The organism is Cellulosimicrobium sp. NPDC055967, assembly GCF_042269845.1.
GTDB lineage: Bacteria > Actinomycetota > Actinomycetes > Actinomycetales > Cellulomonadaceae > Cellulosimicrobium.
The window spans coordinates 312,080-338,750 of sequence record NZ_JBHJYJ010000001.1; the positions used below are offsets into that span (position 1 = coordinate 312,080).

Genomic DNA, 26,671 nt, shown 5'->3' on the forward strand with positions numbered 1-26,671 from the left:
GGAGTTGCCGTCGGTTGCCGTGGGGTTGCCACGGGACGCACCGCGGGCGGGCCGGGCACGAGGCGGCCACGGCGCGCGTACCGGCTGGTCACGCGGCACAACCGCGACACGAGGGCGACAACCGGTTGTTGTCCACCGCTGTCACGCCCGTTACAGTCCGACCGCATGACCTCAGCCGGCAATGGTGCCAGCCCGACGATCTACGACGTCGCCCAGGCGGCCGGCGTCGCCCCCTCGACCGTGTCACGGACGTTCTCGCGGCCCGGCCGCGTCAACGCGCAGACCGCGGAGCGCATCCGCCAGGTCGCGAGCGAGCTCGGCTACCGGACGAACCCGCTGGCCCGCGGCCTGCCGACCGGCCGGACCTCGCTGCTCGCGATCGTGGTGGCCGACGTGACCAACCCCTTCTTCTTCGAGATCATCCGCGGCGCGGAGAAGACGGCACGTGACGCCGGGTACACGCTGCTCATGGTCGACGCCCACGAGTCCGACGAGGCCGAACGCCGCGCGCTCGACCGGACGCTGCCCCTCGTGGAGGGCCTGATCCTCGCGACGTCCCGGCTCTCGGACTCCTCGATCCGGGTCGCCGCGAAGCAGCGGCCGACCGTCGTCATGAACCGGCACATGACCGACGTCCCGAGCGTCCTGACGGACAACGCCCAGGGCATGCGCAGCGCCGTCGAGCACCTGGCCGGGCTCGGGCACACGAGCCTCGCCTACGTCGCCGGGCCCGAGGCGTCGTGGGCCGACGGGATGCGCTGGCGCGCGTTCCGCGAGGCGACGCGCGAGACCGACGTCCAGGCGCGGCGTGTCGGCCCCTTCGCGCCGACGCTCGCCGGCGGGCTCTCCGCGGCCAAGTCGCTCGTCAAGCACCCCGCCACGGCGGCCGTCGCGTACAACGACCTCATCGCGATCGGCGCGATGCGCGGCCTGCGCCGGCTCGGGGTCGAGGTGCCGCGCGACCTGAGCATCGTCGGGTTCGACAACATCTTCGGCTCGGACTTCTGCACCCCGCCCCTCACGACCGTCGCCGCGCCGCTGCGCCACTTCGGGTCGTTCGCGGTCCAGCGGCTCCTGGCCCAGCTCCGCACGTCGCCCGCTCCCGCCGCCGGGCCGACGCTGCTCCCGGCGAAGCTCGTCGAGCGCGGCTCGACCGGCCGCCCGGCCTGACCGCACCCCCGCGGGCGTCGCCGCCGTCGGGACAGGGGCAACAAGTGGCAACTCGTTGCCCGGACCGCGCGCGCCCCGGATAGTGACGGCACAGCGCACCGATGCGCGCCCTGTGCGCAGTCCGACGCACGGTCCTCGACGGAGAGGCAGGCTGATGGAACACCCCTCGACCGACGCACCACCCCCGCACGGCACGCCCCGGCCCCGCCGCAGAAGACGGCGCGCCGTCGTGGCCGCGCTCGCCGCCCTGGCCGTGCCGTCCGGCGTCCTCACGGCCCAGGCAGCGGTGCCGACCGTCGCACCCGCCGTGGCACCCGCCGCGACGCAGGCCGACATCCGCCCGCAGGAGCCCGGCGTGACGCTGCGCGTCTTCGACGTCCAGGTCATCCTCGACGACTACTGCACGCTCAAGCCCGGGCAGACGCCCAACGTCGACAAGATCATGCCGACCATCGACTGGACCACGGCCGCCGACTTCGGCCTCACGGACAAGTTCGTCACCGAGGTGTCGGGGTACCTGAACGTCCCCGAGGCCGGCACGTACGACTTCCGGATCACGAACGACGACGGCGCGCGCCTGCTGCTGGACGACGAGCTCGTGGTCGACCACCCGGGCCGTCACGGCGCGACGCCCAAGGAGGGGTCGATCGAGCTCGAGGCGGGCTACCGCGCGCTGCGCATCGACCACTTCGACGGCGAGTTCGACCAGCGGCTCAAGCTCGAGTGGCGCCCGCCGGGCGCGTCGGGCTACGTCGTCGTGCCGAACTCGGTGCTGAGCACCGACGCCGACGTCACGCGCGTCACCTCGCCGGGCCGCAAGGAGTGCGAGGGCGTCACCGAGGCGCCGGGCGACGGCCTGCCGCTCACCGAGGTGCACCCCGACTACACCCTCACGGACCTGCGCCCCGAGGGCTTCCAGCCGCAGGTGACGGGCATGGACTGGCTGCCCGACGGCCGTCTGGCCATCTCCACGTGGGGCGGCGACCGGCTCACGCAGCTCGGCGCGGTGTACCTGATCGACCACGTCCAGGGAGACACCGGCGCGGACGAGGTGACGTACACCCAGGTCGCGGAGGGCCTGACGGAGCCCATGGGCCTGAAGTACGTCGACGGCACGATCTACGTGTCCGAGAAGGACGGCCTCACGGCGCTCGTCGACACCGACGGCGACGAGGTCGCCGACGAGTACGACACGATCGCGACCTGGCCGTTCGGCGGCAACTACCACGAGTTCGCGTTCGGTCTGCTCTACGAGGACGGGTACTTCTACGTCACGACCGGCATCGCGATGATCCCCGGCGGCAACTCGCTCGACCCGCAGCTCGCGGAGAACCGCGGCTCGGTCATGAAGATCAGCAAGGAGACCGGCGAGGTCGAGTACGTCGCGGGCGGCCTGCGCACCCCGAACGGGCTCGGCTGGGGCGCCGACGGCGCCATGTACGTCGCCGACAACCAGGGCGTCCGCATCCCGACGTCCAAGCTCGTGCGCGTCGAGGAGGGCGCGTTCTACAACCACTTCACCAACCCCGACGGCCCCTACGACGACCGGCCCGTCACCGAGCCGGTCCTGTGGATGCCGCACAGCGAGATCTCGAACTCGCCCAGCAACCCGGTCGTGCTCACCGAGGGCGTGTTCGCCGGGCAGCTCGCGATCGGCGACGTGACGTACGGCGGCCTGCAGCGCGCCTACCTCGAGGACGTCGCGGGCCAGGAGCAGGGCGCCGTCTTCCGCATGACGCAGGGCCTCGAGTCCGGCGTCAGCCGCACGAGCGTCGGCCCCGACGGCGCGATCTACGTCGGCGGCATCGGGTGGTCGGGCAACTGGGGCCAGGCGGGCAAGCTCTCCTACGGGCTCCAGAAGCTCACGTACGACGACAACACCGCGTTCGACATGCTCGCGATGCGCGCCGTCGAGGGCGGGTTCGAGATCGAGTACACGCAGCCGCTGTCGGAGGAGACGGCGCAGGACCTCGCGTCGAAGTACACCGCCGCCCAGTGGCGCTACGTCGCGACCCCGCAGTACGGCGGGCCGAAGGTCGACGAGGAGGACCTCGACGTCACGGCCGCGACCGTCTCGGAGGACCGGAAGACGGTGACGCTGCAGATCGACGGGCTCAAGCCGGGTCGCGTCGTGAACGTCCACTCCCCGCGCCCGTTCGCGTCGGAGACCGGTCAGGAGCTGTGGAGCACCGAGGCCTGGTACACCCTCACGCGCCTGCCCGACGGGTCCGTCGCGCCGCCGGTCTACGAGGCCGAGGCAGCGAACATCGAGGGCGGAGCCGGGTGGAACAACAACCACGCCGGCTACTCGGGGTCCGGGTTCGTCGACCGCAACTGGGAGCCGGGCGCGCAGACGACGTTCGCCGTCCGCACCGAGGAGGCCGGCCTGCACGACCTCGCGATCCGCTACGCCAACGGCCAGAACAGCGACCCCGCGCCGCTGCCGAGGAACCTGAGCCTCTACGTCAACGGCGAGAAGATCAAGCAGGTCTGGTTCGACAGCACCGTGGCCTGGTCCACCTGGGCCACCCAGGTCGAGACCGTGCCGCTGCGCGAGGGCGCCAACACCATCACGATCCGGCACGACGACGACGACATCGGTCACGTCAACCTCGACAGCCTCACCGTCACCCCGACCGAGCGCATCGCGCTGTTCGACGGCGACGACCTCGACCGGTGGGCGGCCGTCAACGGCGGCGGTCCCGCGACCTGGCCGATCGCCGACGGCTCCGTCGAGTCGTTCGGCGGCGACATCCGCACCCGGGAGAAGTTCGACGACTTCCGGATGCACGTCGAGTGGTACCAGCCCGAGCACGCCCCCGACGTCACGGGCCAGGCCCGCGGCAACAGCGGCGTCTACATCCAGGAGCGGTACGAGGTGCAGGTGCTCGAGTCGTTCGGCATCGACCCGCCGAAGAACAACGACGCCGGGTCGATCTACCTCCAGAAGGCCCCGGACGTGAACGCCGCGACCCCGATGGGCACGTGGCAGACGTACGACCTCGAGTTCCGGGCGGCGCGGTTCGGTCCCGACGGCGCCAAGACCGAGGACGCCCGCATCACCCTCGTGTGGAACGGGCAGGTCGTGCACGACGACGTCGCGGTCACCGGCAAGACCGGCAACGGCAAGAACGAGGGCCCGACGTCGGGGTACATCAAGCTCCAGGACCACGGCGACCCCGGCCTCAACCCCCGGTTCCGCAACATCTGGATCGAGCGCCTCCCCAGCGTGGAGGAGCCCGGCCAGGAGGAGGTCGCGGTCACCGCGACCGCCGAGGTCCGGTGCCTCGCGGGCACGCCGTACGTCGCCGTCCGCGCGCTCAACGAGGACACCGTCCCGCTGGACGTCGTCCTCGACACGCCGTACGGGTCCAGGACGTTCACCGACGTCGCCCCCGGCAAGAACGCCTACCAGTCGTTCGCCGTCCGCGGCGTGGAGGACCCGGCGGCCGGATCCGTGACCGTCACCGCCCGTCCGTCCGACACCTCCGACGAGCGGGAGACCGTCGCGACGCCGGAGCACGGCCAGCCGTCCTGCGGCTGACCCTCCGGTCCCGGACCCGGGGCTGTCTCGTGCGCCACCCCGGCTCACGAGACGGCCCCGGGTCCGTCGTCTGCCGAGGGAGATTCCGGGCAGCGCGAGAGAGAGGTTCCGGTCGCGAGGTAGAGCCCCGCGAGCTCTACCCGGAGACGGGAGGCTCTATCTCGGCGGGACCGGCTGGCCGGTGGGGGCGAGGGTCGTGGAGTCGCGGACGACGAGCTCGACCGGGAGGACGTCGTCCGGGGACGTCGCGACGTCCGGGGAGCCGTCGGCGTCGCTGGCAGTCCCGCGGCGTGTGCCGAGCGCGGCGACCAGGCGGTCGACGGCGCGGGCGCCGAGGCGCGCGAGGTCCGTGCGGACCGTGGTGAGCGCGGGCGACGCGAGGGTCGCGACGAACGTGTCGTCGAACCCGACGACGCTGAGGTCGCGCGGGACGTCGACGCCGCGCTCGCGCAGGCGGGCCACGAGGCCGAGGGCGACGAGGTCGTTGTAGGCGAGCACCGCCGTCGCGCCGGAGGCGACGACGAGGTCGGCCGCCGCACGACCACCCTCGACGCGGGGGCGGAACGACCCCACCGTCACGGTCTCGACGTCCGGGTAGCGCTCGCGGGCGGCGTCGAGACCGGCGCGGCGGCGCGCGTCCGACCAGGACCGGTCGGGCCCGCCGACGTACGCGACACGACGGTGGCCGAGAGCGCGCAGGTGCTCGACGGCGAGGGCGACGCCGTGCGCGTCGTCCGAGGAGACGGAGGGGACGCCGTCGTGCCGGAGGTTGACGAGGACGACGGGGGCGCCCCGCGCGGCGTCCAGGTCGGCCTCGGCGGCGCGCGGAGAGCACAGCACGAGCCCGTCCGTCTGGGACCGCAGCCCGGTGACGAGCTCGGTCTCGAGCGCGGGGTCCTCCCCCGCGTCGACGACGAACACGGCGTGGCCCGTCTGGCGCGCCCGCGCCTGCACGCCCTTGGTCACGGACGCGAAGTACGGGTTCTCCAGGTCGGGCACGACGAGCCCGAGTGCCCCGGTGCGACCAGCTCGCAGCCCGCTCGCGGCGCGGTTGGGCCGGTACCCGAGGCGGTGGGCGACGGCGACGACGCGGTCGCGCGTCTCCGGGGCGACGCGCTCGGGCTCGGCGAGGGCGCGGGAGACCGTGGAGATCGACACCCCGCTCTCGCGGGCGACGTCACGGACGGTGACCACGGCTGCCTCCTCGGCGCTCGGGGCCCGGCGGGGAGACCCGGGACTGCGAACGATTGTAGCGGCCCCGCGGTTTTCGCTCCGCGAGATCCCGTGACGTACGATGCAAACGTTCGCAACGATGCCTCTGGAGGAACCCGTGACGAGCACGGCCCACCTGGACCCGACCACCGCGACGACGCCGTGGTCCCTGCACCCCGACCGCGCGCTCCCCGCCGACCCCGTGCTCCGACCGCTCGCCCGCGAGGTCTACGCGGCGACGCGCGACCTCCCGATCGTCTCCATGCACGGGCACGTCGACGCCGCCCTGCTCGCCGACGACGCGTCCTTCGGCGACCCCGCGGCGCTGTTCGTCACGCCCGACCACTACCTCGTGCGCATGCTCGTCGCGCAGAGCACGTCACCGCACGGCGCGCCGGGCGTGCGCGGTGTCCAGGACCTCGGCGTCGCGCCCGTGCCCGGCGCTCCCGACGGCACCGCGCCCGCCGAGACGGACCCGCGCGAGATCTGGCGCCGGTTCTGCGCGGGCTGGCACCTGTTCCGCGGCACCCCGACGCGCTACTGGACCGAGCACGCGCTCGTCGAGGTCTTCGGCGCCCCGGTGCGCCCGTCGGCACAGACCGCCGACGCGCTCTACGACCACCTGGTCGACCGCCTCGCGCGGCCCGAGTTCAGGCCGCGCGCGCTCTTCGAGCAGTTCGGCCTCGAGCTCCTCGCGACGACCGACCCCGCGCAGTCCCCGCTCGCCGACCACGCTCGCCTCGCCGCGGACGGCTGGGGCGAGCGCGTCGTACCGACGTTCCGGCCCGACCCGCTCCTGCACGTCGACCGCGCCGACTGGGCCGCCCAGGTGGCCGAGCTCGGCGCGGCCGCGGGGACGGACGTCGTCGACTACCGGTCCTACCTCGACGCGCTGCGCGCACGCCGCGCCGCGTTCGTCGCCGCCGGCGCCCGGGCGACGGACCACGGCCACCTGACCGCCGACACCACCCCCCTCGACGACGCCGACGCCGCCCGCATCCTCGACCGCGCGCTGCGCGGCGAGGCCACCGCGGCGGACGCCCGGGCCTTCTCCGCGCACATGCTCTTCCAGATGGCCGCGATGTCGGCCGAGGACGGGCTCGTCATGCAGCTCCACCCGGGCGTCCTGCGCGACCACTGCGCCGGCGTCGCGCAGGCCTACGGGCCGGACAGGGGCTACGACATCCCCGAGCGCACCGAGTACGTGCGCGCGCTGCGTCCCGTCCTCGAGGCGTTCGGTCACCACCCCGGCTTCCGGATGATCGCGTTCACCGTCGACGAGGACACGTTCTCGCGCGAGCTCGCTCCCCTCGCCGGGGTCTACCCGGCGCTGCGGCTCGGCGCCCCGTGGTGGTTCCTCGACACCCCCGACGGCATGCGTCGCTTCCGCGAGGCCGCGACGGACACCGCGGGCTTCTACAACACGAGCGGGTTCGTCGACGACACGCGCGCGTTCTGCTCCATCCCGGCCCGCCACGACCTCGCGCGCCGGATCGACGCCGGCCACCTCGCCCGCCTCGTCGCCGAGCACCGGCTCGACCTCGACGAGGCGCTCGAGACCGCCGTCGACCTCGCCTATCACCTGCCCCAGGCGTCCTACCCGCCGTTGAGTGCATGAAGTCGTCGCCGCGGCGGCCCGATCTCGCGACCATCTCACGCACTCACGCTCAGACCGTTCCCCAGGAGAGACCCGTGACCACCCCGGACCACCCGTCCGTGCACCCCGCCTGGCTGCCCGACGCCGCGACCGCGTTCCTGCGCGGCCGCACCGTGCTCGTCGCGGGCGACGGCCCGCTCGCCGAGACCGTCCGCGGCGAGGCCCGCCGTGCGGGCGCGACCCTCGTCGACGGCGACGCCGACCTCGTCCTGCGCGACACCGGTGCCGTCCCCGGCGGCGAGGGGTTCGTCGTCGCGCACCGAGACGGCCGCCTGGACGTCGCGGCGGACGACGACGCCGCGCTCCTCCACGCGTGGTTCCACGTCGTGCGCTCCGGGACGACGGACGCCGCCGGCCACCCGGAGGCTCGCCACGAGCCCGCGCACGCGCTGCGCATGCTCGACCACTGGGACAACGTGGACGTCCACCCGGTCATGGGCCAGGTCGAGCGCGGGTACGCGGGCGGCTCGATCTTCTACGCGGACGGGCACGTGCGCGAGGACCTGTCGCGCGTCGAGCAGTACGCGCGCGTGCTCGCGGCGACGGGCGTGAACCGCGTCGCGATCAACAACGTCAACGTGCACGCGCGCGAGGCGCGGCTGCTCACGGACGACCTGCCCGACGTCGCGCGCGTCGCCGCCGCGTTCCGGCCGTGGGGCATCCGCGTGCACCTGTCGGTGAGCTTCGCGGCGCCGATCGTGCTCGGCGGGCTCGCGACGTCGGACCCGCTCGACCCGGACGTGCAGGCCTGGTGGGCGGACGCCGTCCGGCACGTGTACGAGGTGATCCCCGACTTCGGCGGGTTCGTCGTCAAGGCGGACTCCGAGGGCCAGCCGGGGCCGTTCGCGTACGGGCGGGACCACGCCGACGGCGCGAACCTCCTCGCACGCGCCCTCGCCCCGTACGGCGGCACGGTGCACTGGCGGGCGTTCGTTTACGACCACACCCAGGACTGGCGCGACCGCTCGACCGATCGGGCGCGCGCCGCGTACGACCACTTCGCCCCGCTCGACGGGCGGTTCGACGAGAACGTGATCGTGCAGGTCAAGCACGGCCCTATGGACTTCCAGACGCGCGAGCCCGTCTCCCCGGTGCTCGCCGCGATGCCGCGCACGCGCCTCGCCGTCGAGCTGCAGGTGACGCAGGAGTACACGGGCCAGCAGCGGCACGCGTGCTACCTGGGCCCGTGGTGGAGCGAGATCCTGCGGTTCGGACCGTGGGGTCCGGTCGAGGGGGACGACAGCTCCCCCACGGTGTCCGACGTCGTCGGGGGCACCGGCCCGAACGCCTCTCCCCAGGTCGCGGCCGCGCGGGGCGGCGGGATCGCGGCGGTGTCGAACGTCGGCGACGACGCGTTCTGGACCGGGCACCCGCTCGCGCAGGCGAACCTCTACGCGTTCGGCCGCCTCGCGTGGGACCCGACGCTCGATCCGACCGCCGTCCTCGACGAGTGGGTCTCCCTGACGTTCGCGTCCCCGTCGCCCGCGGGCGCCGACCGCACCGTCGACCCCGACGTCCGGGCGGCGCTCCACGCCGTCCTCGACGACTCGTGGCGCACCTACGAGGCGTACACCGCCCCCCTCGGCGTGGGCTTCATGGTGAGCCCCGGGCACCACTACGGGCCGTCGGTCGAGGGCTACGAGTACTCGCCGTGGGGCACGTACCACTTCGCCGACCGCGACGGCGTCGGCGTCGACCGCACGCGCGCGACCGGCACCGGCTACACCGGCCAGTACCCCGCACCGTGGCGCGACGTCTACGAGTCGCTCGACACGTGCCCGGACGAGCTGCTGCTGTTCTTCCACCACGTGCCGTACGGGCACGTGCTGCATGGCGGCACGACCGTCGTCCAGCACGTGTACGACACCCACTTCGCCGGCGTCGAACGCGTGGAGGAGTACGCGCGCACGTGGGAGAGCTTGCGGGGGGTGGTCGACGACGCGGTGTTCGCGCGGGTCACCGAGCGGCTCGCGGAGCAGCTCCGCTCCGCGAGCGAGTGGCGGGACCAGGTGTGCACCTACTTCCTGCGCGCGTCCGGGGTCCCCGACGCGCACGGCCGCACGATCTACTGAGCACGTGACAGAGCCTGCGACCGAGCCCGTGACCGCAGCCGTGACCCGGCCCGGCGCGACCGCGCCGTCCCCCGAGGCGCACGGGATCCCGTCTGCCGCGGTCCTCGACCTGCTCGACGCTCTCGAGGACGGCGGGCTCGACCCGCACGGCCTCGTCGTCGCGCGCGACGGCGTCCCGGTGGTCGAGGCGTCGTGGGCGCCGCACGACGCGCGGCTGCCGGGCCTCGTCTACTCCGTGTCGAAGACGTTCACGGCGCTCGCCGTCGGGCACCTCGTGGCCGAGGGGCGCCTCACGGTCGACGACCTCGTCGGTGACGTGCTCGGCCTGCCCGGCCCGACCGGCCTCACCGTGCGGCACCTGCTGACCATGAGCACCGGGCACACGGCGCGGCAGCTCGCGGAGATCGGGTTCGACCTCCCCCGCCTGCTCGCGACCCCGCCCGAGCACGCGCCGGGCACCCACTTCGCGTACAGCTCACCCGCGTCGCGCGCGCTGTCCTCGGTCGTCACCTCCGTGACCGGTGAGCGCCTGCTCGCCTACCTGCGCCCGCGCGTGCTCGACCCGCTGGGGGTCGCGCACCCGTGGTGGGCCGAGATCGACGGCCTCGACCAGGGCTTCTCCGGGCTGCACGTGACGACCTCCGAGATGGCGCGCCTCGCCGTCGCGATGGCCGACGGCGGCCGGTACGCAGGCACGCAGGTGATCCCGCCCGCGTGGCTGGCCGCGATGCGCGAGCCGTGGTCGGACACGGCGGAGCACGGCGGCGCGCCCGGGGTGGCCGGGGGCGAACCGCCGGACTGGTCGCGCGGCTACGGCTACCAGGTGTGGACGAGCCGGCACGGGTTCCGGGCCGACGGCGCGTACGGGCAGTTCGCGATCGCCGTCCCCGAGCGCGGGCTCGCGATCGGGTACCGCGGCGCGACCCGCAGCGCCCAGCCCACCCTCGACGCGATCTGGGCGTTCGTCGAACGCGCGGGCGACGGCAGCACCCCGCTGCCGCCCGACCCCACCGCCGCCGCGCGCCTCGCCGACAGGCTCGCGACGCTCGACGCGTGGCCGGGCGTCGTCGGCCAGGAGCTCGACCCGCAACCGACGCCGCAGGACGCGATTAGCCCCGTGTTGTGGACGCTCCACGCCGTCCGGGCCGGGTCCCCGTACACCTGGCGCCTCGACGTCGGTGGACAGCCGGTCCCCGTCGCCGAAGACCGCTGGACGACGCGCGTCCTGCCCTGGCCCCACGCCGCCGAGGGCTCCGGCCCTGCCGCGGGGCCCGTCGTCGACCCCGTGCTCGTCGTCTCGACGCGCGGCCGCGCGCTGCCCGACGGCGCCGTCGAGGTGCACGTGGTGCTCCCGACGTCGCCGCACCGCCTCGTCGCGACGGGCCGCCCCGGGGAGCGCCTGACCCTCGCCTGGCACACGACGCCGCTGTGGCACCCGAGCCTGTCGACGCTCGTCGTTCCTGCGGCCCACGCCTCGACGTTCTCCTGACGCGAGATCGACCCGCCCGTCTCCAGATCGGCCCTCCGAGGGTCGATCTGGAACGCTCGGGTCGATCTCGCGGGACCTTGCCGCCCCGCCCTGCCGCCGCCCCGACGGAATCCCAGAACTCGTCGCCCCGTCGTGTCGATCTCGCCACCCGGGCTTCGTCGTCCTGGTGAGCGGCCGGATGGGCCGCACGACCAAGGAGGCACGATGCGATTTCTGGAGACGATCCTCGCGGCGAACCGGGAGCAGCCGCCGGACCTCGCGCGCTACCGTGACGGACGGCGCAGCGTCGGCGACGGGATCGACGTCGCCGACGTGGTGCTCTACGGGCCGACGGCGCTCCGCCGGCCCGCGACGACGAGGGCGGAGGACCTCTGATGCGCTACCTGATGCTCGTGCTCGGCACGCCGCACGACCCCGACCTGCGACCCGAGGAGTTCGAGGCGGCCCCGCCGATCGAGGAGTGGGTCGGACGCCACTACGGCAGCGGTGCCGCGGTGGTCGGCGACCGGCTGCGGCCGCCGGAGGACGCGGTGGGCGTCCGGGTGCGCGGCGGCAAGGTGCTCGTCACCGACGGGCCGTTCTCCGAGACGAAGGAGACGATCGCCGGGTTCGACGTCCTCGAGGCGCCCGACCTGGACACCGCGATCGCCATCGCGTCCGAGCACCCCATGGCGTACGGCGGCGCGATCGAGCTGCACCCGGCGTGGCCGCTCGACCTCGACGGGTCCTGACACGCCGGTCGTGACGGACCCGAGCCGCGCCGTCGAGGATGCGTTCCGCACCGAGTGGGGACGCGTCCTCGGCGCGGTCGCGCGCAGCACGGGCGACCTCGACCTCGCCGAGGAGTCCGCGCAGGAGGCGTTCGCGACCGCCCTGCGCACGTGGGGCCGCGACGGCACCCCGGATCGGCCCGGCGCCTGGCTCACGACGACGGCCCGCCGCCACGCGATCGACGTGCTGCGACGGCGCCGCGTCGAGACGGAGCGCGTCGCCGCCGCGGGACGCCTGGGCGAGCGCGTCGACGCCGCGTCCCGGAGCGGCGGCCCGGACCCCGTCGTCGAGCAGGTCGCCCTCGGCCTGGACGACGACGCGTGGGAGCTCGACGACCCCGACGGCGACCTCCTGCGCCTGCTGTTCACGTGCTGCCACCCGGCGCTGCCCGCCGAGGCCCGGGTCGCCCTGACCTTGCGGTCGCTGACCGGCATGACGACGGCGCAGGTCGCGCGCGCCTTCCTCGTCCCCGAGGCGACGATGGCGCAGCGCCTCGTCCGGGCCAAGCGCCGCATCCGCGCGACCGGGATGACGTTCCGGGTGCCGCCCGTCGAGCTCCGGGCGGAGCGCGTCGAGGGCGTCCTCGCCGTCCTGTACGTGCTCTTCACGGAGGGCTACGACGCGTGGGCGGAGCCCGCCGACGCGGTCGAGGGATCGGCCGACCGGCAGGCGCTCGCCGGCGTCGCCGTCCGGCTCGCGCGGCTCGCCGCACGGCTGCTCGACGACGAGCCCGAGGCCCGCGGGCTGCTCGCCCTCCTGCTGCTCCAGCACGCCCGCCGGGACGAGCGCGTCGGCCCGGACGGCTCGACGCGCACCCTCGCGGAGCAGGACCGCGCGCGCTGGCGGCACGACGAGATCGCCGACGGGGTGGCCGAGCTCGAGGCGGCGCTCGCCATGGGGCGACCCGGGCCGTACCAGGTGCAGGCAGCGATCGCCGCGCTGCACGACGAGGCCGCCGACGCCGACGCGACCGACTGGCCGCAGATCCTCGGCCTGTACGACGTGCTGCTCGACCTCACCGGCTCGCCGGTCGTCGCGCTCAACCGTGGGGTCGCGGTCGCCGAGGTGCACGGCGCAGACGCCGGCCTCGCCGCGGTCGACGCGGTCGCCGCCGAGCCCGCGCTCGCGGGGTACCACCTGCTGCCCGCCGTGCGCGCCGAGCTGCTCGTGCGGGCGGGCCGACCCGCGGACGCCGCCGTCGACCTGCGCCGCGCCCTCGCGCTCGTCGACCGCGAGGGCGACCGCCGCCTCCTGGAACGCCGCCTGGCCGGGCTCGCCGAGGCGACGCGAGATCGACCCGTGCGTCCGAGATCGGCCCTCAGGAGGTCGATCTCGTGACGCTCGGGTCGATCTCGGGGGTCAGGGGCGGTCCTCGCGTAGCACGACGACGTCCGTCGGGGCGAGGCGGAGCGGCTCGCCGCGCTCGATGCGGCGGCCGGTGAGCAGGTCGGTGCCCGACACGTGGGCGGCGACCTCGACCGTCTCGGTGGCGTGGTTGAGGACGAAGGCTGTGCGCTCGCCGTCGCGCTCACGCACGGCGAGCTCGAGGTCGGCGACGTCGGCGTAGGGGCCGACCAGGCCGTGCCGGTCGAGCACGCGGCGCACGACCCACGCGATGCCCGGCTCGTCGAGCGCGGTGGCGACGTACCAGGCCTCGCCGGGGACGCCGTCGGTCCCTCCGACGCGGTGCCGCGTCACGGCGGGGGTGCCGGCGTAGAACTCGGCGCCGTACGTCCCGACGACCTCGGCGCCCTGCGGGACCAGGACCTCGAACACGAGCTCGCCACCCACGACGAGCGGCGCCTCCGCGCTGCCCGGCGTCCCGGCGGCACCGGCGACGTCGTCGAGGTCGGGGTCGTGCAGCGCGACCGGGTTCACGACCCCCGGCTCGGCGGAGTCCGTCTCCTCGACCCGGATGCCGAACAGCGGGCCGAGCGGCCCAGGCGCGTCCAGGAGGAACGCGTTGTCGTCCTCGTCGACGCGGCCCGCCCAGAACGACGACAGCACGGTGCCGCCCCGGGCGGCCACGTCCTCCAGCCGCGCGGCGACGTCGCCCTTCAGGAGGTGCAGCATCGGGGCGACGACGACGTCGTACCGCGACAGGTCGGCGGTCACGGGCACGACGTCGACGTCGGCGTTCGCCTGCCACAGCGCTCGGTAGTACGCGAGCACCGTGTCGACGTAGCGCGCGTGGCGGTTGAAGCCGTCCGTCATCTCGGCGGCCCACCAGGAGTCCCAGTCGAACATCAGCGCGACCCGCGCGGGCGTGCGCGCGCCGAGCACCGCGTCGCCGAGGCCACGCAGCTCGCCGCCCAGCGCCGCGATCTCGCGGAAGCTGCGCGTGTCGCGCCGGCCCGCGTGGTCGAGCACCGCGCCGTGGTACTTCTCGCACGCGCCCTTCGACTGCCGCATCTGGAAGTACAGGACGGCGTCGGCGCCGTGCGCGACGGCCTGCCACGACCACAGGCGCAGCACGCCCGGGCGCTTCACGGGGTTGACGTCGCGCGAGGCGGTGATGGTCGGCGTCTGCTCCATGACCCAGAACGGCGCGCCGTCCTTGAGCCCGCGCATGAGGTCGTGCGCGAGCGCCATGCGCGCGTGCTCGCGCTGCCCGGGCGGGTAGTTGTCCCACGACGCGAAGTCGAGGTCGTCCGCCCAGCGGTGGTAGTCGAGGGGCCGGAACATGCCCATGAAGTTCGTCGTGACGGGCGTCGTCGCGTCGTGCTCGCGGATGCGGGCCTTCTCGTCGCGGAAGTTCTGCCGCATCGCGTCGGTCATGAAGCGGCGGTAGTCGAGCGTGATGCCCTGGAACGCGGTGTGGTCGGGCCCGCGCCAGTGCTCGGTGAGCTTGTTCGGCGGCACGACCTGGTCCCAGTCGGAGAACAGGTGCGACCAGAACGTCGCGTTCCACGCCTCGTTGAGTCGCTCGATGGTGCCGTACCGCTCGCGCAGCCACCCGCGGAAGGCGACGGCGCAGCGCTCGCACCAGCAGCCGCCGTCGTACCCGCCGTACTCGTTGCCCACGTGCCACGCGACGAGGCCGGGCGTGCCGGCGTAGCGCTCGGCGATGCGGCCCGCGAGCTCGGCGGACAGGCGGCGGTAGACGGGCGAGCTGGGGCACGCGTTGTGCCGCTGCCCGTACGCGTGCGCGCGGCCCTCGAAGTCGGTCCGGTTCACCTCGGGGTACGCGTGCGCGAGCCACGGGGGCAGCGCGCCGGTCGCGGTCGCGAGCACGATCTGGCGCCCGCCCTCGACCGCGCGCGCCACGATCTCGTCGAGGCGCGAGAAGTCGTAGGTGTCCTCGGCGGGCTGCAGGTACGACCATCCGAAGACGGCAAGGGTGACCGTGTCGATCGACGCCTCGTCGAACGCGGCGTAGTCGTCGTCCCACACGGCGCGCGGCCACTGCTCGGGGTTGTAGTCGCCCCCGTAGAGGATCTTCTCGGTCGCGGGCAGACGGGCGGGGGTCATGACGGGGACGGCTCCTCGGGTGGGCGGGTCGGGGTCAGTCGGTCGTGAAGCGGGCACGGACGTCGTCGAGCATCCGCCGGTCGTTGCGGTACCAGCACCACACCCACACCCCGCCGACGAGCGCGAGGACGCCGTCCGTGGCGAACCACGCGACGCCGGCCGCGGCGACGAGCAGCGAGACGACGCCGAGGCTCACGAGCGGCGTCCGGCCGAGGTAGTGGGCCGCGAGTCGCGCGACGTCGCGCGTGCGGAACGAGAAGCAGGTCGCGATCGCGACGGCGTGCAGCCCCCACACGAGCGCGAGCGCCGCGATCACGACGAGCACGGCCGCGTACGTCGGGCCGACGCCGGCGGCCGAGGCGTTCGCGAGCACGACCCCGACGACCGCGAGCACCCCGAGCGCGGGCGCCCACACGCGCAGCGCGTCGAGCGCCCCGCGGCGGTAGCCGCGCACGAACGTGCGGGCGGGTGTGACCTCGTCGTCGTTCTCGCGCGCCCGGACGGCGTACAGCGCCGCGGACAGCGCGGGCCCGAGCGGGAGGGCCGCGAGCGCCGCGAGCGGCACGTTGGACGCCGTGCGGTCGAGCAGCAGGAGCAGGACGAGCGTCGGCAGCGCCGCGAGCGCGAGCAGGGCCGTCACGACGACGTACCAGTAGACGAGCGCGGTCGCCCGCCCGAGCGTGCCCTGGCCGAGCGCGCCCGGCAGCGGCGACCCCGTGCTCCTGCCCGTGCCCGACGGCGGCGCGGGCCGGGTCACGTCGCTCACCGTGCGCTCTCCCCGTCGAGGGCCCGACCGAGGATCCGGTCGTCGTCGAGCCACGCGGGCGTCTCGTCGCGCACGGGGTCGATCTCGACGAGCGTGACCTCGTGCCGCGCGAGCGTGAGCGTGAGGTCGACGCGGCCGCCCTCGACGGGGAGCGAGGTGGTCGACCGGGCGGGCTCGGCGGCCTCGTGGAGGAGGTCGAGCTGGCGTGAGGTGGGCGACGCCGGGCGGCCCAGGTGCTGCCACGCGGTGAAGGCGTTGCCGTCGGTCTCGTTGACGACGCTGCGGTGCACCGACACGCGCCGTGGCGAGGACCCCGCACCCCGCGGCACCACGGGGACCGACAGCCGCACCTGGTGCCGCTCGGGCTCGGTCGGGTCGTCGGTCCCGCCGGTGGGCTGCCACGCGAGGACGGTGACCCGGCCGGTCGCGTCGCGCGTCACGAGGTGGTCCTCGCCGCGCGCGAGCACGTCGGCGCCCATGCGTGCCATGAACGCGTACAGGTGGTAGGTGGGCTTGCGCACCTGGCGGTGGGCGAGCATGCCGAACCCGCCGTGGAAGAACGCGGTGGGGATGTTCTCCTCCTCGAAGACGTCGCAGAACGTCCAGTAGGAGAACGAGTCCACCGTGTCGCCGCCGGCGGCGAGCACGGGCGCGAGGGCGGCCGCGTTGTACGCGGTGTCGTGCACCGGGTTGTCGGGGCGGTAGCTCGTGTTGAACTCGGTGACGTGCGCGGACAGCCCCTCCAGCCGGGTCCCGGCGAGGAGCTCGCGGGGGCGCGCGAACTGGTCGAGCAGGTCGGTCGGGTGGCGCAGCGTCTGGTAGACGCCGAAAGGGACGTGCTGCGCGGGGCCGGTCGTGTACGCGTGGAAGGACACGAAGTCGCACGGCAGGTCGCGGGCGGCGACGGCGTCGGCGAACGGCGCCCACCAGTCGTCGGCGCCGGGCGAGATCGCCGGGCCGCCCACCTGGAGGTCGGCGTCGACGTTCTTCACGGCGTGCGCGGTCGCCTCGTACAGGCGGAGGTAGGCCTCCTGGTCGGCGCCCTCCCAGAAGTTCACGAGGTTGGGCTCGTTCCACACCTCGACCGGCCACGTCCGGACCTCGTCGATCCCGTAGCGGTCGACCAGGTGGCGCAGCACCGCAGCCACGAGGGCGGCCCACTCGCGGTGGTCGCGCGGCGGCGTGACGTTGCCCTTCCACCAGAACACCGTCTGGTCGCCCGACGCGAGGCCGGACGGCATGAACCCGAGCTCGAGGAACGGCTTGACCCCGAGCGCGAGGTAGGCGTCGACGACCTGGTCGACGTAGGTGAAGGCGTACCGGGTGCCCTGGTGCCCCGCGACGTCGTACGGGCGGTGGACCCCGACGTCGTCGGACAGCAGGCCGTGGCCGCGGATGTACCGGAAGCCGATCTCGGCCTGCACGAGGGCGAGCGACTCCTGGTAGTCCTGGCGCAGCGCGAGGTTGAACCGGCCCGTGCCCACGCACGTGCGCCACGCGTCGGACAGGACGGCGACGGGCTCGGACGGGACGACGGTGGGTGTCACGGGTGATGCTCCAGCGGGGAGGGGTGGTGCGGTGGGTGCTGCGGGCGGCGGACCGCCGTCGCCCGGTGGGGCGACCGGGCGACGGCGGGGCCGTGGTGGCGGGTGCCAGGGGCACCCGCCGGAGGACGTCAGCCCGCGGAGCGGGTGAGCGCCGCGTTGTAGGTGTCGATGAGCTGCGTACCGCCGAGCCCGTCGATCTCGGACACGTAGGCGTCCCACTCGCTCAGCGGGCGCTGACCCGTGACGAAGCCCGCGGTCGCCGCCATCACGGCGTCCTTGATCTGCGTGTCCAGGAGCGACGTCTGCTCGAGCTCGAGCTCGTCGAGGCTCGCGGCCGGCTTGACCGGCAGCATCTCCTTGCGCTCGAGCACGGCGTCGGTCCACGCCTTCGTCTCGTCGGTCATCACGGACTGGAGCAGCTCCTTCGAGGAACCGTTGGCGAGCAGGAACACGCCGTTGCTGTACCCGAAGTCGGCGTTGAGCTTCTTCGGCGCGTCGGGGTTGAGCGCGTTCCAGCCGATGTCGGCCGGGAGCGTGCGCGTGCCGCCCTCGTTCGTGTACGTCTCGCCCTCGACGCCCCACTGGGCGAACTCGATGCCCTCGTCGGAGTAGTACAGCCAGTCGACGAACTGGAGCAGGGCCTTGAAGTACGGCTTCTCGGCCGCCTCGCTCGAGATCATGAGGCCGGACGACAGCCGGCTCCCGGCGAGCATCCCGCCGAACGGCCCGTCGGGCAGCACGATCATGCGCAGCGTGACGTCCTTGCCCGCCTCCGCCAGCTTGCTGCGGTAGGCCGTGATCTCCTGCGTGTTGCCGGAGATCGCGGCGGCCTCGCCGTTGACGAACTTCTGGATCGCCTGGTCGTCGTTCTGCGTGATCTCGGGGTCGAGCAGGCCGTCGGAGGTCAGGCCGGCGACGTACGTGATCATGTCCTTGTACGCGTCGGTCGTGCCGGTGAGCTGGAACTCGCCGGACTCCTCGTCGAACCACGTGTTGGAGTAGCCCCAGCCGCCCTCGGTGCCGTAGTTCGGGGCGATGTACTGGAGCATCGCGCCGAGCGGCTGCGTGTCGGTCCAGCGGTCGGTCATCGCGTACGACAGCTCGGGGTTCGCGGCCTTGACCGCGGCGAGCTGCTCCGCGAACTCGTCCCAGGTCTCCGGCTCCTCGGTGATGCCGGCCTTCTGGAACAGGTCGTCGTTGACGACGACCGAGTACTGCACGTCGGGGATCTCGCGCAGGCCCGGGAGGAGGTAGTACTTGCCGTCCGCCTGGCGCTTGGCGTCGAGCTCCTCGCCGAGGCCCCACTTCTCCACCTTGTCGGCGAAGTTCGGGAGGTACTCGAGGTAGTCGGAGACGGGCAGGATCGCCCCGCCGGAGACGAACTGGACCTCCTGGCCGGGGTAGGTCACCGGGATGAGGTCGGAGGCGTCGCCGGCGCCGATGAGCAGCGCCTTCTTGTTGTCCCAGTCGGCCAGCGGGACGTCGGTCCGCGTGAAGGTGACGTTCTGGTTGGCCTCCAGGTTCTGGAAGATCGACCAGTCCTCCTTCACCGGGTAGTTCGGGTGGTCGCGGTACATCAGCGAGAAGTCGACCGGCTCCGTGGCCTGGAAGGTCGTGCCGACCTCGAAGTCCTCCATGGCGCCGACGGAGTGCTCGGCGTCGATCGTGACGGCGCCACCCCCCTCCTCGGGGTCGGGCGTGTCGCCACCCCCGCCGCTGCACGCGGTCAGGACCAGGGCCAGGGTGGTCGCGGTCGCCACCGTGGCGGCCGGGATCCGGATCGTTCTCATCTCTCTCCTCGGGTTCGAGCTTCGTCGCTCTGACGTCGCTGAGGTGCGGGTGGTGCGGTGGGGTGGTGCGGGTGGCGCGTGGCGGCTCAGCCCTTGACGGAGCCGAGCATCACGCCGGAGACGAAGTACTTCTGCACGAACGGGTACAGGCAGACGATGGGCAGCACGGTGAGCAGCATCGTCACCGACTGGATGTTCGAGCCGATCTGCACCGCCTCCTGCGAGCCGGGCCCGGTCGCCGCGGCGATGAGGTTGCGCAGGTAGACGGTGACGGGGAAGAGCTCCTTCTTGTCGAGGTACAGGAACGCCCCGAACCACGAGTTCCAGATGCCCACCGCGTAGAAGAGCGTCATGGTCGCGATGACCGCCTTGGACAGCGGCAGCACGATGCGACCGAAGATCCCGTACGTCGACAGCCCGTCGATCGCGGCCGCCTCCTCGAGCTCGGTCGGGAAGTTCTCGAAGAACGACTTCATGACGAGCAGGTTGAACACGGAGATGGCGCCCGGCAGCACGACGGCCCACATCGTGTTCCGCATGCCCAGGACGTCCGCGACCAGGATGTAGTTCGGGATCAGGCCGCCACCGAAGAACATCGTGAAGACCGCGATGCCGATGAACGCGTTGCGGCCCTTGAGGTGGCGCCGGCTGATCGCGTAGGCGTACGTCGTGGTGAGCGCCATGGCGATGAGCGTGCCGACGACCGTGTAGACGACGGTGTTCTTGTAGTTGGTCCAGAACATGGCGTCGGAGAGCACGTACTGCAGGGTCTGGACGTTGAACCCGCGCGGCACCAGGTTGACGTTCCCCGCCGCGATCTGGCCCTCCGACGAGAACGCCTTCGCGACGAGGTTGACGAACGGGTAGAGCGTCACGACGCACACGACCGCGAGGACGACGCCGTTGATCACGCGGAACGCGCGGTACCCGCCCGTGTCCTTGATCGTGCCGCCCTCGCGGCGGACGGCGGTGAGGTCCGGCGTCGCGGACAGGGGGTCGGTCACCACAGCGAGGCTCCTGTCAGGCGGCGCGAGACGGCGTTCGCGGAGAGGACGAGCACGAGCCCGATGAGGGCCTCGAACAGCCCGATCGCGGTCCCGTAGGAGAACTGCGCGGACTGGATGCCGACGCGGTACAGGTACGTCGAGATGACGTCGCCCGTGGAGTAGACCAACGGGTTCTGCAGCAGCAGGACCTTCTCGAACCCGACCGCCATGAAGGAGCCGATGTTGAGGATGAGGAGCACCATCATCGTGGGGCGGATGCCTGGCAGGGTGATGTGCCACGTCTGCTGCCACCGGTTTGCGCCGTCGATGCGCGACGCCTCGTAGAGCTGGTCGTCGATCGTCGTCAGGGCCGCGAGGTAGAGGATCGTCCCCCACCCGACGGTCTGCCAGACCTCGGACGACACGTAGATGGTGCGGAACCACTCGGGCTGCTGCATGAACGCGACCGGGTCTCCCCCGAACGCCTCGACGATCTGGTTCACCGTCCCGTTGACCGACGTGAGCTGCAGCACGAGGCCCGCCACGATGACGATCGACATGAAGTGCGGGAGGTAGGAGACCGTCTGCACGATCTTCTTGAAGCGGCGCGACCGCAGCTCGTTGAGCAGGAGCGCGAAGACGATCGGCAGCGGGAAGCAGATCAGCAGGGTGAGGAGCCCGAGGATGACGGTGTTCCAGAACACCTGCCAGAACTGCTGGTTCTGGATGAACATCTCGAAGTAGCGGAACCCGACCCACTCGTCGCCGAACACGCTGCCGCCCGGACGGAACCGACGGAACGCGATGACGTTCCCCAGCATCGGGAGATAGCGGAAGACCAGCAGGAACAGCACGGGCACCACGAGGAACGTGTACAGGCGCCAGTCCTTGCGCAGCGCGACGCGCCACGGGACGCTGCCCGCCCTGCGGCGCCGGGCGGACCGGCGCGCGCGGCCGCCGTCGTCGCCCGCGGGCTCGCCGGGCCGCGCGTGCTCGGCCGCTGCGACGGCGCTCGCGACGGTGGTGGCCTCGCCGACGTCGACGGGGCCCTGGTCCAGGGTCATCCCACGCTCACCTCCTCGTGATCGTTCTCGCGGTACGTGCCCGGCGCGGCCGGGACGGTCACGGGCCCGGAGACCCGCACGTCGGTGACGAGGCGGCGCGTGTGGTCGACGACGCGCTCGGGCCCCACGAGGCGCAGCGGGAGCGTCGCGACGGCGTCGGTGCTGGACCGCGAGACGCGCAGCTCGACGTCGCCCGGCTCCACGACCCGGTGCCCGTCGAACCCGGTGAAGGACGTGACGTCGGCCGGCACGACGAACGACACGGTCGCGGCCTGACCCGGGTCGAGCGCGACGCGCGCGTACCCGACGAGGCGCACGACGGGCCGCGTCACCTGGGCGACCGCGTCGTGCAGGTAGAGCTGCACGACGTCGGCGCCCGGGACGCTCCCGGTGTTGCGCACGGTGACCTCGACCCGGGCCTCGCCGTCGACCGGCCAGAGGGCGGGCCCGCCGGCCGCGGCGCCGACGACCTGCGCGTCCTCCCACGCGAACGTCGCGTAGGACAGGCCGTGGCCGAACGGGAAGGCGGGCGTCGGGTCGACGCTCGAGACGCCGGAGCGCAGGCCGAGCGGTGCGGACAGGTAGGTCGCGGGCTGGCCGCCGGGGTCGCGCGGGACGCTCACGGGCAGACGGCCCGACGGCGACACCTCCCCGGCGAGCACCTCGGCGACCGCCCGGCCGCCGAGCTGTCCGGGGAAGAAGGCCTGCACGACGGCGGCGGGCGGCGTCGGCTCGTCGAGGAGCGCGCCCAGCGCGTAGGGCCGGCCGGTGAGGAGCAGCAGGACGACCGGGGTCCCGGTCGCGAGCACGGCACGCACGAGGTCCTCCTGGACCCCGGGGAGCCGCAGGTCGGCCGCGTCGCAGCCCTCGCCCGACGTCCCGCGGCCGAACAGCCCGGCGCGGTCCCCCACGGTCACGACGCACACGTCCGCGGCGCGCGCGGCGGCGACGGCCGCGGCGAACCCGCTCGTGTCCGTCCCGGTGACGTCGCAACCCCGGGCGTGCACGACGTCGAAGCGCGACCCGAGCTCGGCGAGGACCGTCGGGATGTCGATCCCGGTCTCGACCTCGGGGTGCTGGGCGCCGACGTGCGCGGGGAAGGAGTAGCAGCCGAGCATCGCCATCGGGTCGTCCGCGAGCGGGCCGACGACGGCGAGGCGCGTCCCGGTCGCGAGCGGCAGCGCGCCGCCGTCGTCCGCGAGCAGCACGACCGCCTCCCGCGCGAGGCGCAGGGCGAGGTCGCGCCCGGCCATGTCGTCGAGCTCCAGGTCGGCGCCGCCGTCCGGCACGGGCTCCCAGCCCGGGTCGAGGAGGCCGAGCTCGACCTTCTGCCGGAGCACGCGGTGCAGGGCCTCGTCGACCAGGGACTCCTCGACGTCGCCGCGGCGCACCGCCGCGGCGAGCGCGGGGCCGAACGCGTCGACCGTGGGGAGCTCGACGTCGACGCCGGCGCGCAGCGCGAGGCGCGCCGCGTCGGTGCCGTCCGCGGCGACCTTGTGCAAGGTCTCGAGGAACCGGACCCCGAAGTAGTCGGCGACGACGGTGCCGTCGAAGCCCCACGTCTCGCGCAGCAGGCCGGTGAGGAGCCCCCGGTCGGCGGCCGACGGCATGCCGTCGACGTCCGTGTAGGCGTGCATCACGGAACGGGGCCGGCCGTGCCGCAGCGCGGTCTCGAACGGCGGCAGGATGACGTCGGCGTACTCGCGCGGGCCCATCGCGACGGGCGCGAGGTTGCGGCCCGCGCGGGACGCGGAGTACCCGGCGAAGTGCTTGAGCGTCGCGACCACGCCTGACGACTCCAGCCCGCGCACGTACGCGGCCCCGACCGTCCCGACGAGGTACGGGTCCTCGCCGATGGTCTCCTCGGTGCGGCCCCAACGGTGGTCGCGCGTCACGTCGAGCACGGGCGCGAGCCCCTGGTGCACGCCCGCGGCCCGCATGCTCGCGCCGATGCGCGCGGCCATCGCCTCGACGAGCTCGGGGTCGAAGCTCGCGCCCCACGACAGCGGGACGGGGTAGGCGGTCGCGCGCCAGGTGGCGAACCCGGCGAGGCACTCCTCGTGCACCTGGGCGGGGACGCCGAACCGGCTCGCGTCGACGAGGTCGTGCTGCGACCGCTCCAGGGAACGGGCCCCGGCCTCCGGGTCGACCGGCGCCGTGCCGTAGGGGCGGGTGAGCTGTCCGAGCCCGTGCTCGATGACGGACTCCCACGTGGGGACGTGGCCCGTCATGTCCGCCTGGTGCGGCGCGACGCCCCCGCCAGAGGCGTCGGCACCGACCCAGACCCCGACGAGCTGGGCGAGCTTCTCCTCGAGCGTCATCGCGGCGGCGAGCGCCCGGGCGCGCTCGCCGGCGGCGAGCCGCACGTCGCGCCAGGGCGGCGTGGTCGTCGCGTCCTGCCGCTCGGTGGCGGCCGGGGTCGTCTGCGTCGTCAATCGTGGTCCTCGGGTCGGTCACGTCGTCGTGCCTCGCCCGGTGTCCCGGGCGTCCACGGCATCGTGGTCTTCGAAAGTATCGGTAACGGTTCCGATACCCGTTGGTTCGGGACGCTAGACCGACGACGGACGCGTCGTCAAGCGAGACTCGGGTCACAGTTCGATGACGACGGCTTGCGAGGCCTTCCTCGCCAAGAGGCGCGGGATACCAGCGAAGATCACCCGCCTCGGCAACGGACGAGCGCCACGCACAAGTGCTACGGTTCGACTCGAAAGTTGCGACCAGCACGAGGAGCGCCATGCCAGCGCAGGACCGGGGTGCCGCCACGGGTGGCCCCGCGACCATCGCGTCCATCGCCGCGGAGGCCGGCGTGTCCGTGCCCACGGTGTCCAAGGTGCTCAACGGCCGGCCCGACGTCGCGGCGTCCACCCGCGCGCGCGTCGAGGCCGCGCTCGAACGCCACCAGTACCGACGCCGGCGGTCCGCCCCCGCGACGCCGACGCCCCTCCTCGACCTCGTGTTCCACCAGCTCGACTCCGCCTGGTCCATCGAGATCATCCGGGGCGTGGAGGAGGCCGCGGCCGCCGCCAAGGTCGGCGTCGTGCTCTCCGAGCTCGGCGGCGAGCACCGGCCGCCCCAGGACTGGCTCGACGCCGTCCTCGCCCGCCGCCCGCTCGGCGTCCTCCTCGTCCTGTCGAGCTTCGACCAGTCCCAGCGGCACCAGCTCGAGACCCGGTCCATCCCGTTCGTCGTGGTCGACACGGAGGGCGAGCAGCCCGCGGGCGTCCCGACCGTGGGGTCGAACAACTGGAGCGGCGGCCTCTCGGCGACGCGTCACCTCCTGGGCCTCGGCCACCGCCGCGTCGCGATCATCTCGGGCCCGTCGGACGTGCTGTGCAGCCGCGCCCGCATCGACGGCTACCGCAGCGCGCACGACGAGGCGGGGATCGCCGTCGACCCCGGGCTCGTGCGCTACGGCGACTTCTACGTGGACGGCGGGTACGAGCACGGCAAGGCGCTGCTCTCGCTCCCCGACCGCCCGACCGCGATCTTCGCGGGGTCGGACATGCAGGCGCTCGGCGTCCTGCGCGCCGCGCGCGAGCTCGGCCTACGGATCCCCGAGGACCTGTCGGTCGTCGGCTACGACGACCTTCCGCTCGCGGGTTGGATCGGCCCCGAGCTGACCACCGTGCACCAGCCGTTGCACGAGATGGCGGGGACGGCGACGCGCATGCTGCTCGACCTCGCCAAGGGCGGCCGGCCCATGAACCAGCGCCTCGATCTCGCGACCGAGCTCGTCGTGCGCGAGAGCACGGCGCCGCCGCAGACCTGACGCCTCCACCCTCACCCGCGCAGCCGTGTCACCGCTGTCGCGTTTGTCCCACGACGTAAAACGTTATCGATAACGATTGCTATCTCCTCGCGGTGTGACTAGCGTCACTCGCGCACGTTGTTCGCGCTGGTGGGCCAACGGAGGTCCACCCCGGGAGGAAGAGGATCGACGATGACCCGAGCACTACCCTTGCGCAGCACGAACGGCAGGAGGTCGGCCGCCCTGGGCGCCCTCCTTGCCGTGCTCATCACGACCGGCGTCGGCGTGGGCTCCGCCCAGGCGGCCGGCTCCACCCTCGAGGCCGCGGCCGCCGAGTCCGGCCGCTACTTCGGCACCGCCCTCGCGGCCGGCAGGCTGTCCGACTCGACGTACTCGACCATCGCGAACCGCGAGTTCGACATGATCACGGCCGAGAACGAGATGAAGATGGACGCGACGGAGCCGTCGCAGAACAGCTTCAACTACTCCCAGGGCGACCAGATCGTCAGCTGGGCGACGAGCCGGGGGAAGCAGGTCCGCGGGCACGCCCTCGCCTGGCACTCGCAGCAGCCGGGCTGGATGCAGAACATGTCGGGCTCCGCGCTCCGCCAGGCGATGCTCAACCACGTGACGCAGGTCGCGACGCACTACCGCGGCAAGATCTACGCGTGGGACGTCGTGAACGAGGCGTTCGCCGACGGCGGCTCCGGCGCGCGCCGCGACTCGAACCTGCAGCGCACCGGCAACGACTGGATCGAGGCCGCGTTCCGCGCGGCCCGCGCCGCCGACCCGGGCGCCAAGCTCTGCTACAACGACTACAACACCGACAACTGGAGCCACGCGAAGACGCAGGCCGTGTACGACATGGTCCGCGACTTCAAGGCGCGGGGGGTGCCGATCGACTGCGTCGGCTTCCAGGCCCACTTCAACTCGGGCAACCCGGTGCCGAGCAACTACCACACCACGCTCCAGAACTTCGCCGACCTGGGCGTCGACGTGCAGATCACCGAGCTCGACATCGAGGGTTCCGGCTCCTCCCAAGCCGAGCAGTACCGCGGCGTCGTCCAGGCCTGCATGGCCGTGTCGCGCTGCACCGGCATCACCGTCTGGGGCGTGCGGGACACCGACTCGTGGCGCGCGTCCGGCACCCCGCTGCTGTTCGACGGCAACGGGAACAAGAAGGCCGCCTACACCGCCGTGCTCGACCAGCTCAACAGCGGTGGCGGGACCCCCGGCGGCCCCGGGGAGAACCCGGGCGGGGACGGCTCCTGCACCGTGACCGTGACGCGGGGCGACTCCTGGGGCGACCGCTTCAACACCACCTTCCAGGTCTCGGGCGCGTCCGACTGGACCGTGACCATCCGCACCGGCTCCGGCCAGAGCC

At 73.3% G+C, this 26,671-nt stretch carries 18 protein-coding genes; 10 read left to right on the forward strand and 8 right to left on the reverse strand.

Going from position 1 to position 26,671, the window contains the following annotated elements; all coding sequences use genetic code 11:
* Positions 1 to 165: 165 nt before the first annotated feature.
* Together ACFC2L_RS01300 and ACFC2L_RS01305 are read left to right on the forward strand one after the other, a co-directional pair.
* The gene (locus ACFC2L_RS01300) at positions 166 to 1,170 is read left to right on the forward strand and encodes a LacI family DNA-binding transcriptional regulator (protein WP_375822426.1); all 1,005 of its coding nucleotides are present in this window, start codon (positions 166 to 168) and stop codon (positions 1,168 to 1,170) included.
* 154 nt (positions 1,171 to 1,324) lie between these two features.
* The gene (locus tag ACFC2L_RS01305) at positions 1,325 to 4,714 is read left to right on the forward strand and encodes a family 16 glycoside hydrolase (protein WP_375822427.1); all 3,390 of its coding nucleotides are present in this window, start codon (positions 1,325 to 1,327) and stop codon (positions 4,712 to 4,714) included.
* Between the two features lie 156 nt (positions 4,715 to 4,870).
* On the opposite strand, the gene ACFC2L_RS01310 is transcribed toward ACFC2L_RS01305, so the two are convergent.
* Complete coding sequence (locus ACFC2L_RS01310) at positions 4,871 to 5,908, reverse strand: LacI family DNA-binding transcriptional regulator (RefSeq protein WP_375822428.1); 1,038 nt, start codon at positions 5,906 to 5,908, stop codon at positions 4,871 to 4,873.
* A gap of 118 nt (positions 5,909 to 6,026) precedes the next feature.
* On the opposite strand from ACFC2L_RS01310, the gene uxaC reads away from it, so the two are divergent.
* The 6 genes from uxaC to ACFC2L_RS01340 all read left to right on the forward strand — a co-directional run bounded on the left by uxaC (position 6,027) and on the right by ACFC2L_RS01340 (position 13,253).
* Complete coding sequence (gene uxaC, locus ACFC2L_RS01315) at positions 6,027 to 7,544, forward strand: glucuronate isomerase (protein ID WP_375822429.1); 1,518 nt, start codon at positions 6,027 to 6,029, stop codon at positions 7,542 to 7,544.
* A gap of 74 nt (positions 7,545 to 7,618) precedes the next feature.
* The gene (locus ACFC2L_RS01320) at positions 7,619 to 9,655 is read left to right on the forward strand and encodes an alpha-glucuronidase (protein WP_375822430.1); all 2,037 of its coding nucleotides are present in this window, start codon (positions 7,619 to 7,621) and stop codon (positions 9,653 to 9,655) included.
* Between the two features lie 4 nt (positions 9,656 to 9,659).
* A complete protein-coding gene (locus ACFC2L_RS01325) occupies positions 9,660 to 11,144 on the forward strand; it encodes a serine hydrolase domain-containing protein (RefSeq protein ID WP_375822431.1) in 1,485 nt (494 codons plus the stop codon).
* Positions 11,145 to 11,348: 204 nt separating this feature from the next.
* Entirely contained in the window at positions 11,349 to 11,519 is a 171-nt protein-coding gene (locus ACFC2L_RS01330) for a hypothetical protein (RefSeq protein WP_313661785.1), read from the forward strand.
* Positions 11,519 to 11,875: a YciI family protein gene (locus ACFC2L_RS01335; RefSeq protein WP_375822432.1), complete on the forward strand. Its 357-nt coding sequence runs from the start codon at positions 11,519 to 11,521 to the stop codon at positions 11,873 to 11,875. Before ACFC2L_RS01330 ends, ACFC2L_RS01335 begins: the two co-directional genes overlap by 1 nt.
* A gap of 10 nt (positions 11,876 to 11,885) precedes the next feature.
* Positions 11,886 to 13,253 carry an RNA polymerase sigma factor gene (locus ACFC2L_RS01340; protein WP_375822433.1) on the forward strand — a complete coding sequence of 456 codons (1,368 nt, stop codon included), beginning with the start codon at positions 11,886 to 11,888 and terminating at the stop codon, positions 13,251 to 13,253.
* Between the two features lie 21 nt (positions 13,254 to 13,274).
* Here ACFC2L_RS01340 and ACFC2L_RS01345 read toward each other — a convergent pair whose 3' ends face one another.
* The 7 genes from ACFC2L_RS01345 to ACFC2L_RS01375 form a co-directional block, all read right to left on the reverse strand.
* Positions 13,275 to 15,386: a beta-galactosidase gene (locus ACFC2L_RS01345; RefSeq protein ID WP_375822434.1), complete on the reverse strand. Its 2,112-nt coding sequence runs from the start codon at positions 15,384 to 15,386 to the stop codon at positions 13,275 to 13,277.
* 34 nt (positions 15,387 to 15,420) lie between these two features.
* Positions 15,421 to 16,152, reverse strand: a complete 732-nt coding sequence (locus ACFC2L_RS01350; protein WP_375822435.1) for a glycosyltransferase — start codon at positions 16,150 to 16,152, stop codon at positions 15,421 to 15,423.
* On the reverse strand, positions 16,149 to 17,699 hold the full coding sequence (locus tag ACFC2L_RS01355; RefSeq protein WP_375822436.1) for a xylan 1,4-beta-xylosidase: 1,551 nt from the start codon (positions 17,697 to 17,699) through the stop codon (positions 16,149 to 16,151). Before ACFC2L_RS01355 ends, ACFC2L_RS01350 begins: the two co-directional genes overlap by 4 nt.
* 128 nt (positions 17,700 to 17,827) lie before the next feature.
* Positions 17,828 to 19,489, reverse strand: a complete 1,662-nt coding sequence (locus ACFC2L_RS01360; protein ID WP_375822437.1) for an extracellular solute-binding protein — start codon at positions 19,487 to 19,489, stop codon at positions 17,828 to 17,830.
* An 86-nt stretch (positions 19,490 to 19,575) separates the two neighbouring features.
* Positions 19,576 to 20,496 carry a carbohydrate ABC transporter permease gene (locus ACFC2L_RS01365; RefSeq protein WP_375822438.1) on the reverse strand — a complete coding sequence of 307 codons (921 nt, stop codon included), beginning with the start codon at positions 20,494 to 20,496 and terminating at the stop codon, positions 19,576 to 19,578.
* Positions 20,490 to 21,539 carry an ABC transporter permease gene (locus ACFC2L_RS01370; protein WP_375822439.1) on the reverse strand — a complete coding sequence of 350 codons (1,050 nt, stop codon included), beginning with the start codon at positions 21,537 to 21,539 and terminating at the stop codon, positions 20,490 to 20,492. The genes ACFC2L_RS01365 and ACFC2L_RS01370 overlap by 7 nt, the downstream gene beginning before the upstream one ends.
* Complete coding sequence (locus ACFC2L_RS01375; protein ID WP_375822440.1) at positions 21,536 to 23,974, reverse strand: beta-glucosidase; 2,439 nt, start codon at positions 23,972 to 23,974, stop codon at positions 21,536 to 21,538. Before ACFC2L_RS01375 ends, ACFC2L_RS01370 begins: the two co-directional genes overlap by 4 nt.
* Positions 23,975 to 24,273: 299 nt before the next feature.
* Between ACFC2L_RS01375 and ACFC2L_RS01380 the strand changes: the two genes are divergently transcribed.
* Positions 24,274 to 25,308: a LacI family DNA-binding transcriptional regulator gene (locus ACFC2L_RS01380; RefSeq protein WP_375822441.1), complete on the forward strand. Its 1,035-nt coding sequence runs from the start codon at positions 24,274 to 24,276 to the stop codon at positions 25,306 to 25,308.
* Positions 25,309 to 25,479: 171 nt separating this feature from the next.
* On the forward strand, positions 25,480 to 26,671 hold a 1,192-nt coding region (locus ACFC2L_RS01385; protein ID WP_375822442.1), incomplete at its 3' end, for an endo-1,4-beta-xylanase.

What these genes read in the sequence shown, in the direction of transcription:
- ACFC2L_RS01300 (WP_375822426.1), top strand. Translation starts at nt 166, where the DNA reads ATGACCTCAGCCGGCAATGGTGCCAGCCCGACGATCTACGACGTCGCC.
- ACFC2L_RS01305 (WP_375822427.1), top strand. Translation starts at nt 1,325, where the DNA reads ATGGAACACCCCTCGACCGACGCACCACCCCCGCACGGCACGCCCCGG.
- uxaC (WP_375822429.1), top strand. Translation starts at nt 6,027, where the DNA reads ATGCCTCTGGAGGAACCCGTGACGAGCACGGCCCACCTGGACCCGACC.
- ACFC2L_RS01330 (WP_313661785.1), top strand. Translation starts at nt 11,349, where the DNA reads ATGCGATTTCTGGAGACGATCCTCGCGGCGAACCGGGAGCAGCCGCCG.
- ACFC2L_RS01335 (WP_375822432.1), top strand. Translation starts at nt 11,519, where the DNA reads ATGCGCTACCTGATGCTCGTGCTCGGCACGCCGCACGACCCCGACCTG.
- ACFC2L_RS01345 (WP_375822434.1), bottom strand. Translation starts at nt 15,386, where the DNA reads ATGACCCCCGCCCGTCTGCCCGCGACCGAGAAGATCCTCTACGGGGGC.
- ACFC2L_RS01360 (WP_375822437.1), bottom strand. Translation starts at nt 19,489, where the DNA reads ATGAGAACGATCCGGATCCCGGCCGCCACGGTGGCGACCGCGACCACC.
- ACFC2L_RS01370 (WP_375822439.1), bottom strand. Translation starts at nt 21,539, where the DNA reads ATGACCCTGGACCAGGGCCCCGTCGACGTCGGCGAGGCCACCACCGTC.
- ACFC2L_RS01380 (WP_375822441.1), top strand. Translation starts at nt 24,274, where the DNA reads ATGCCAGCGCAGGACCGGGGTGCCGCCACGGGTGGCCCCGCGACCATC.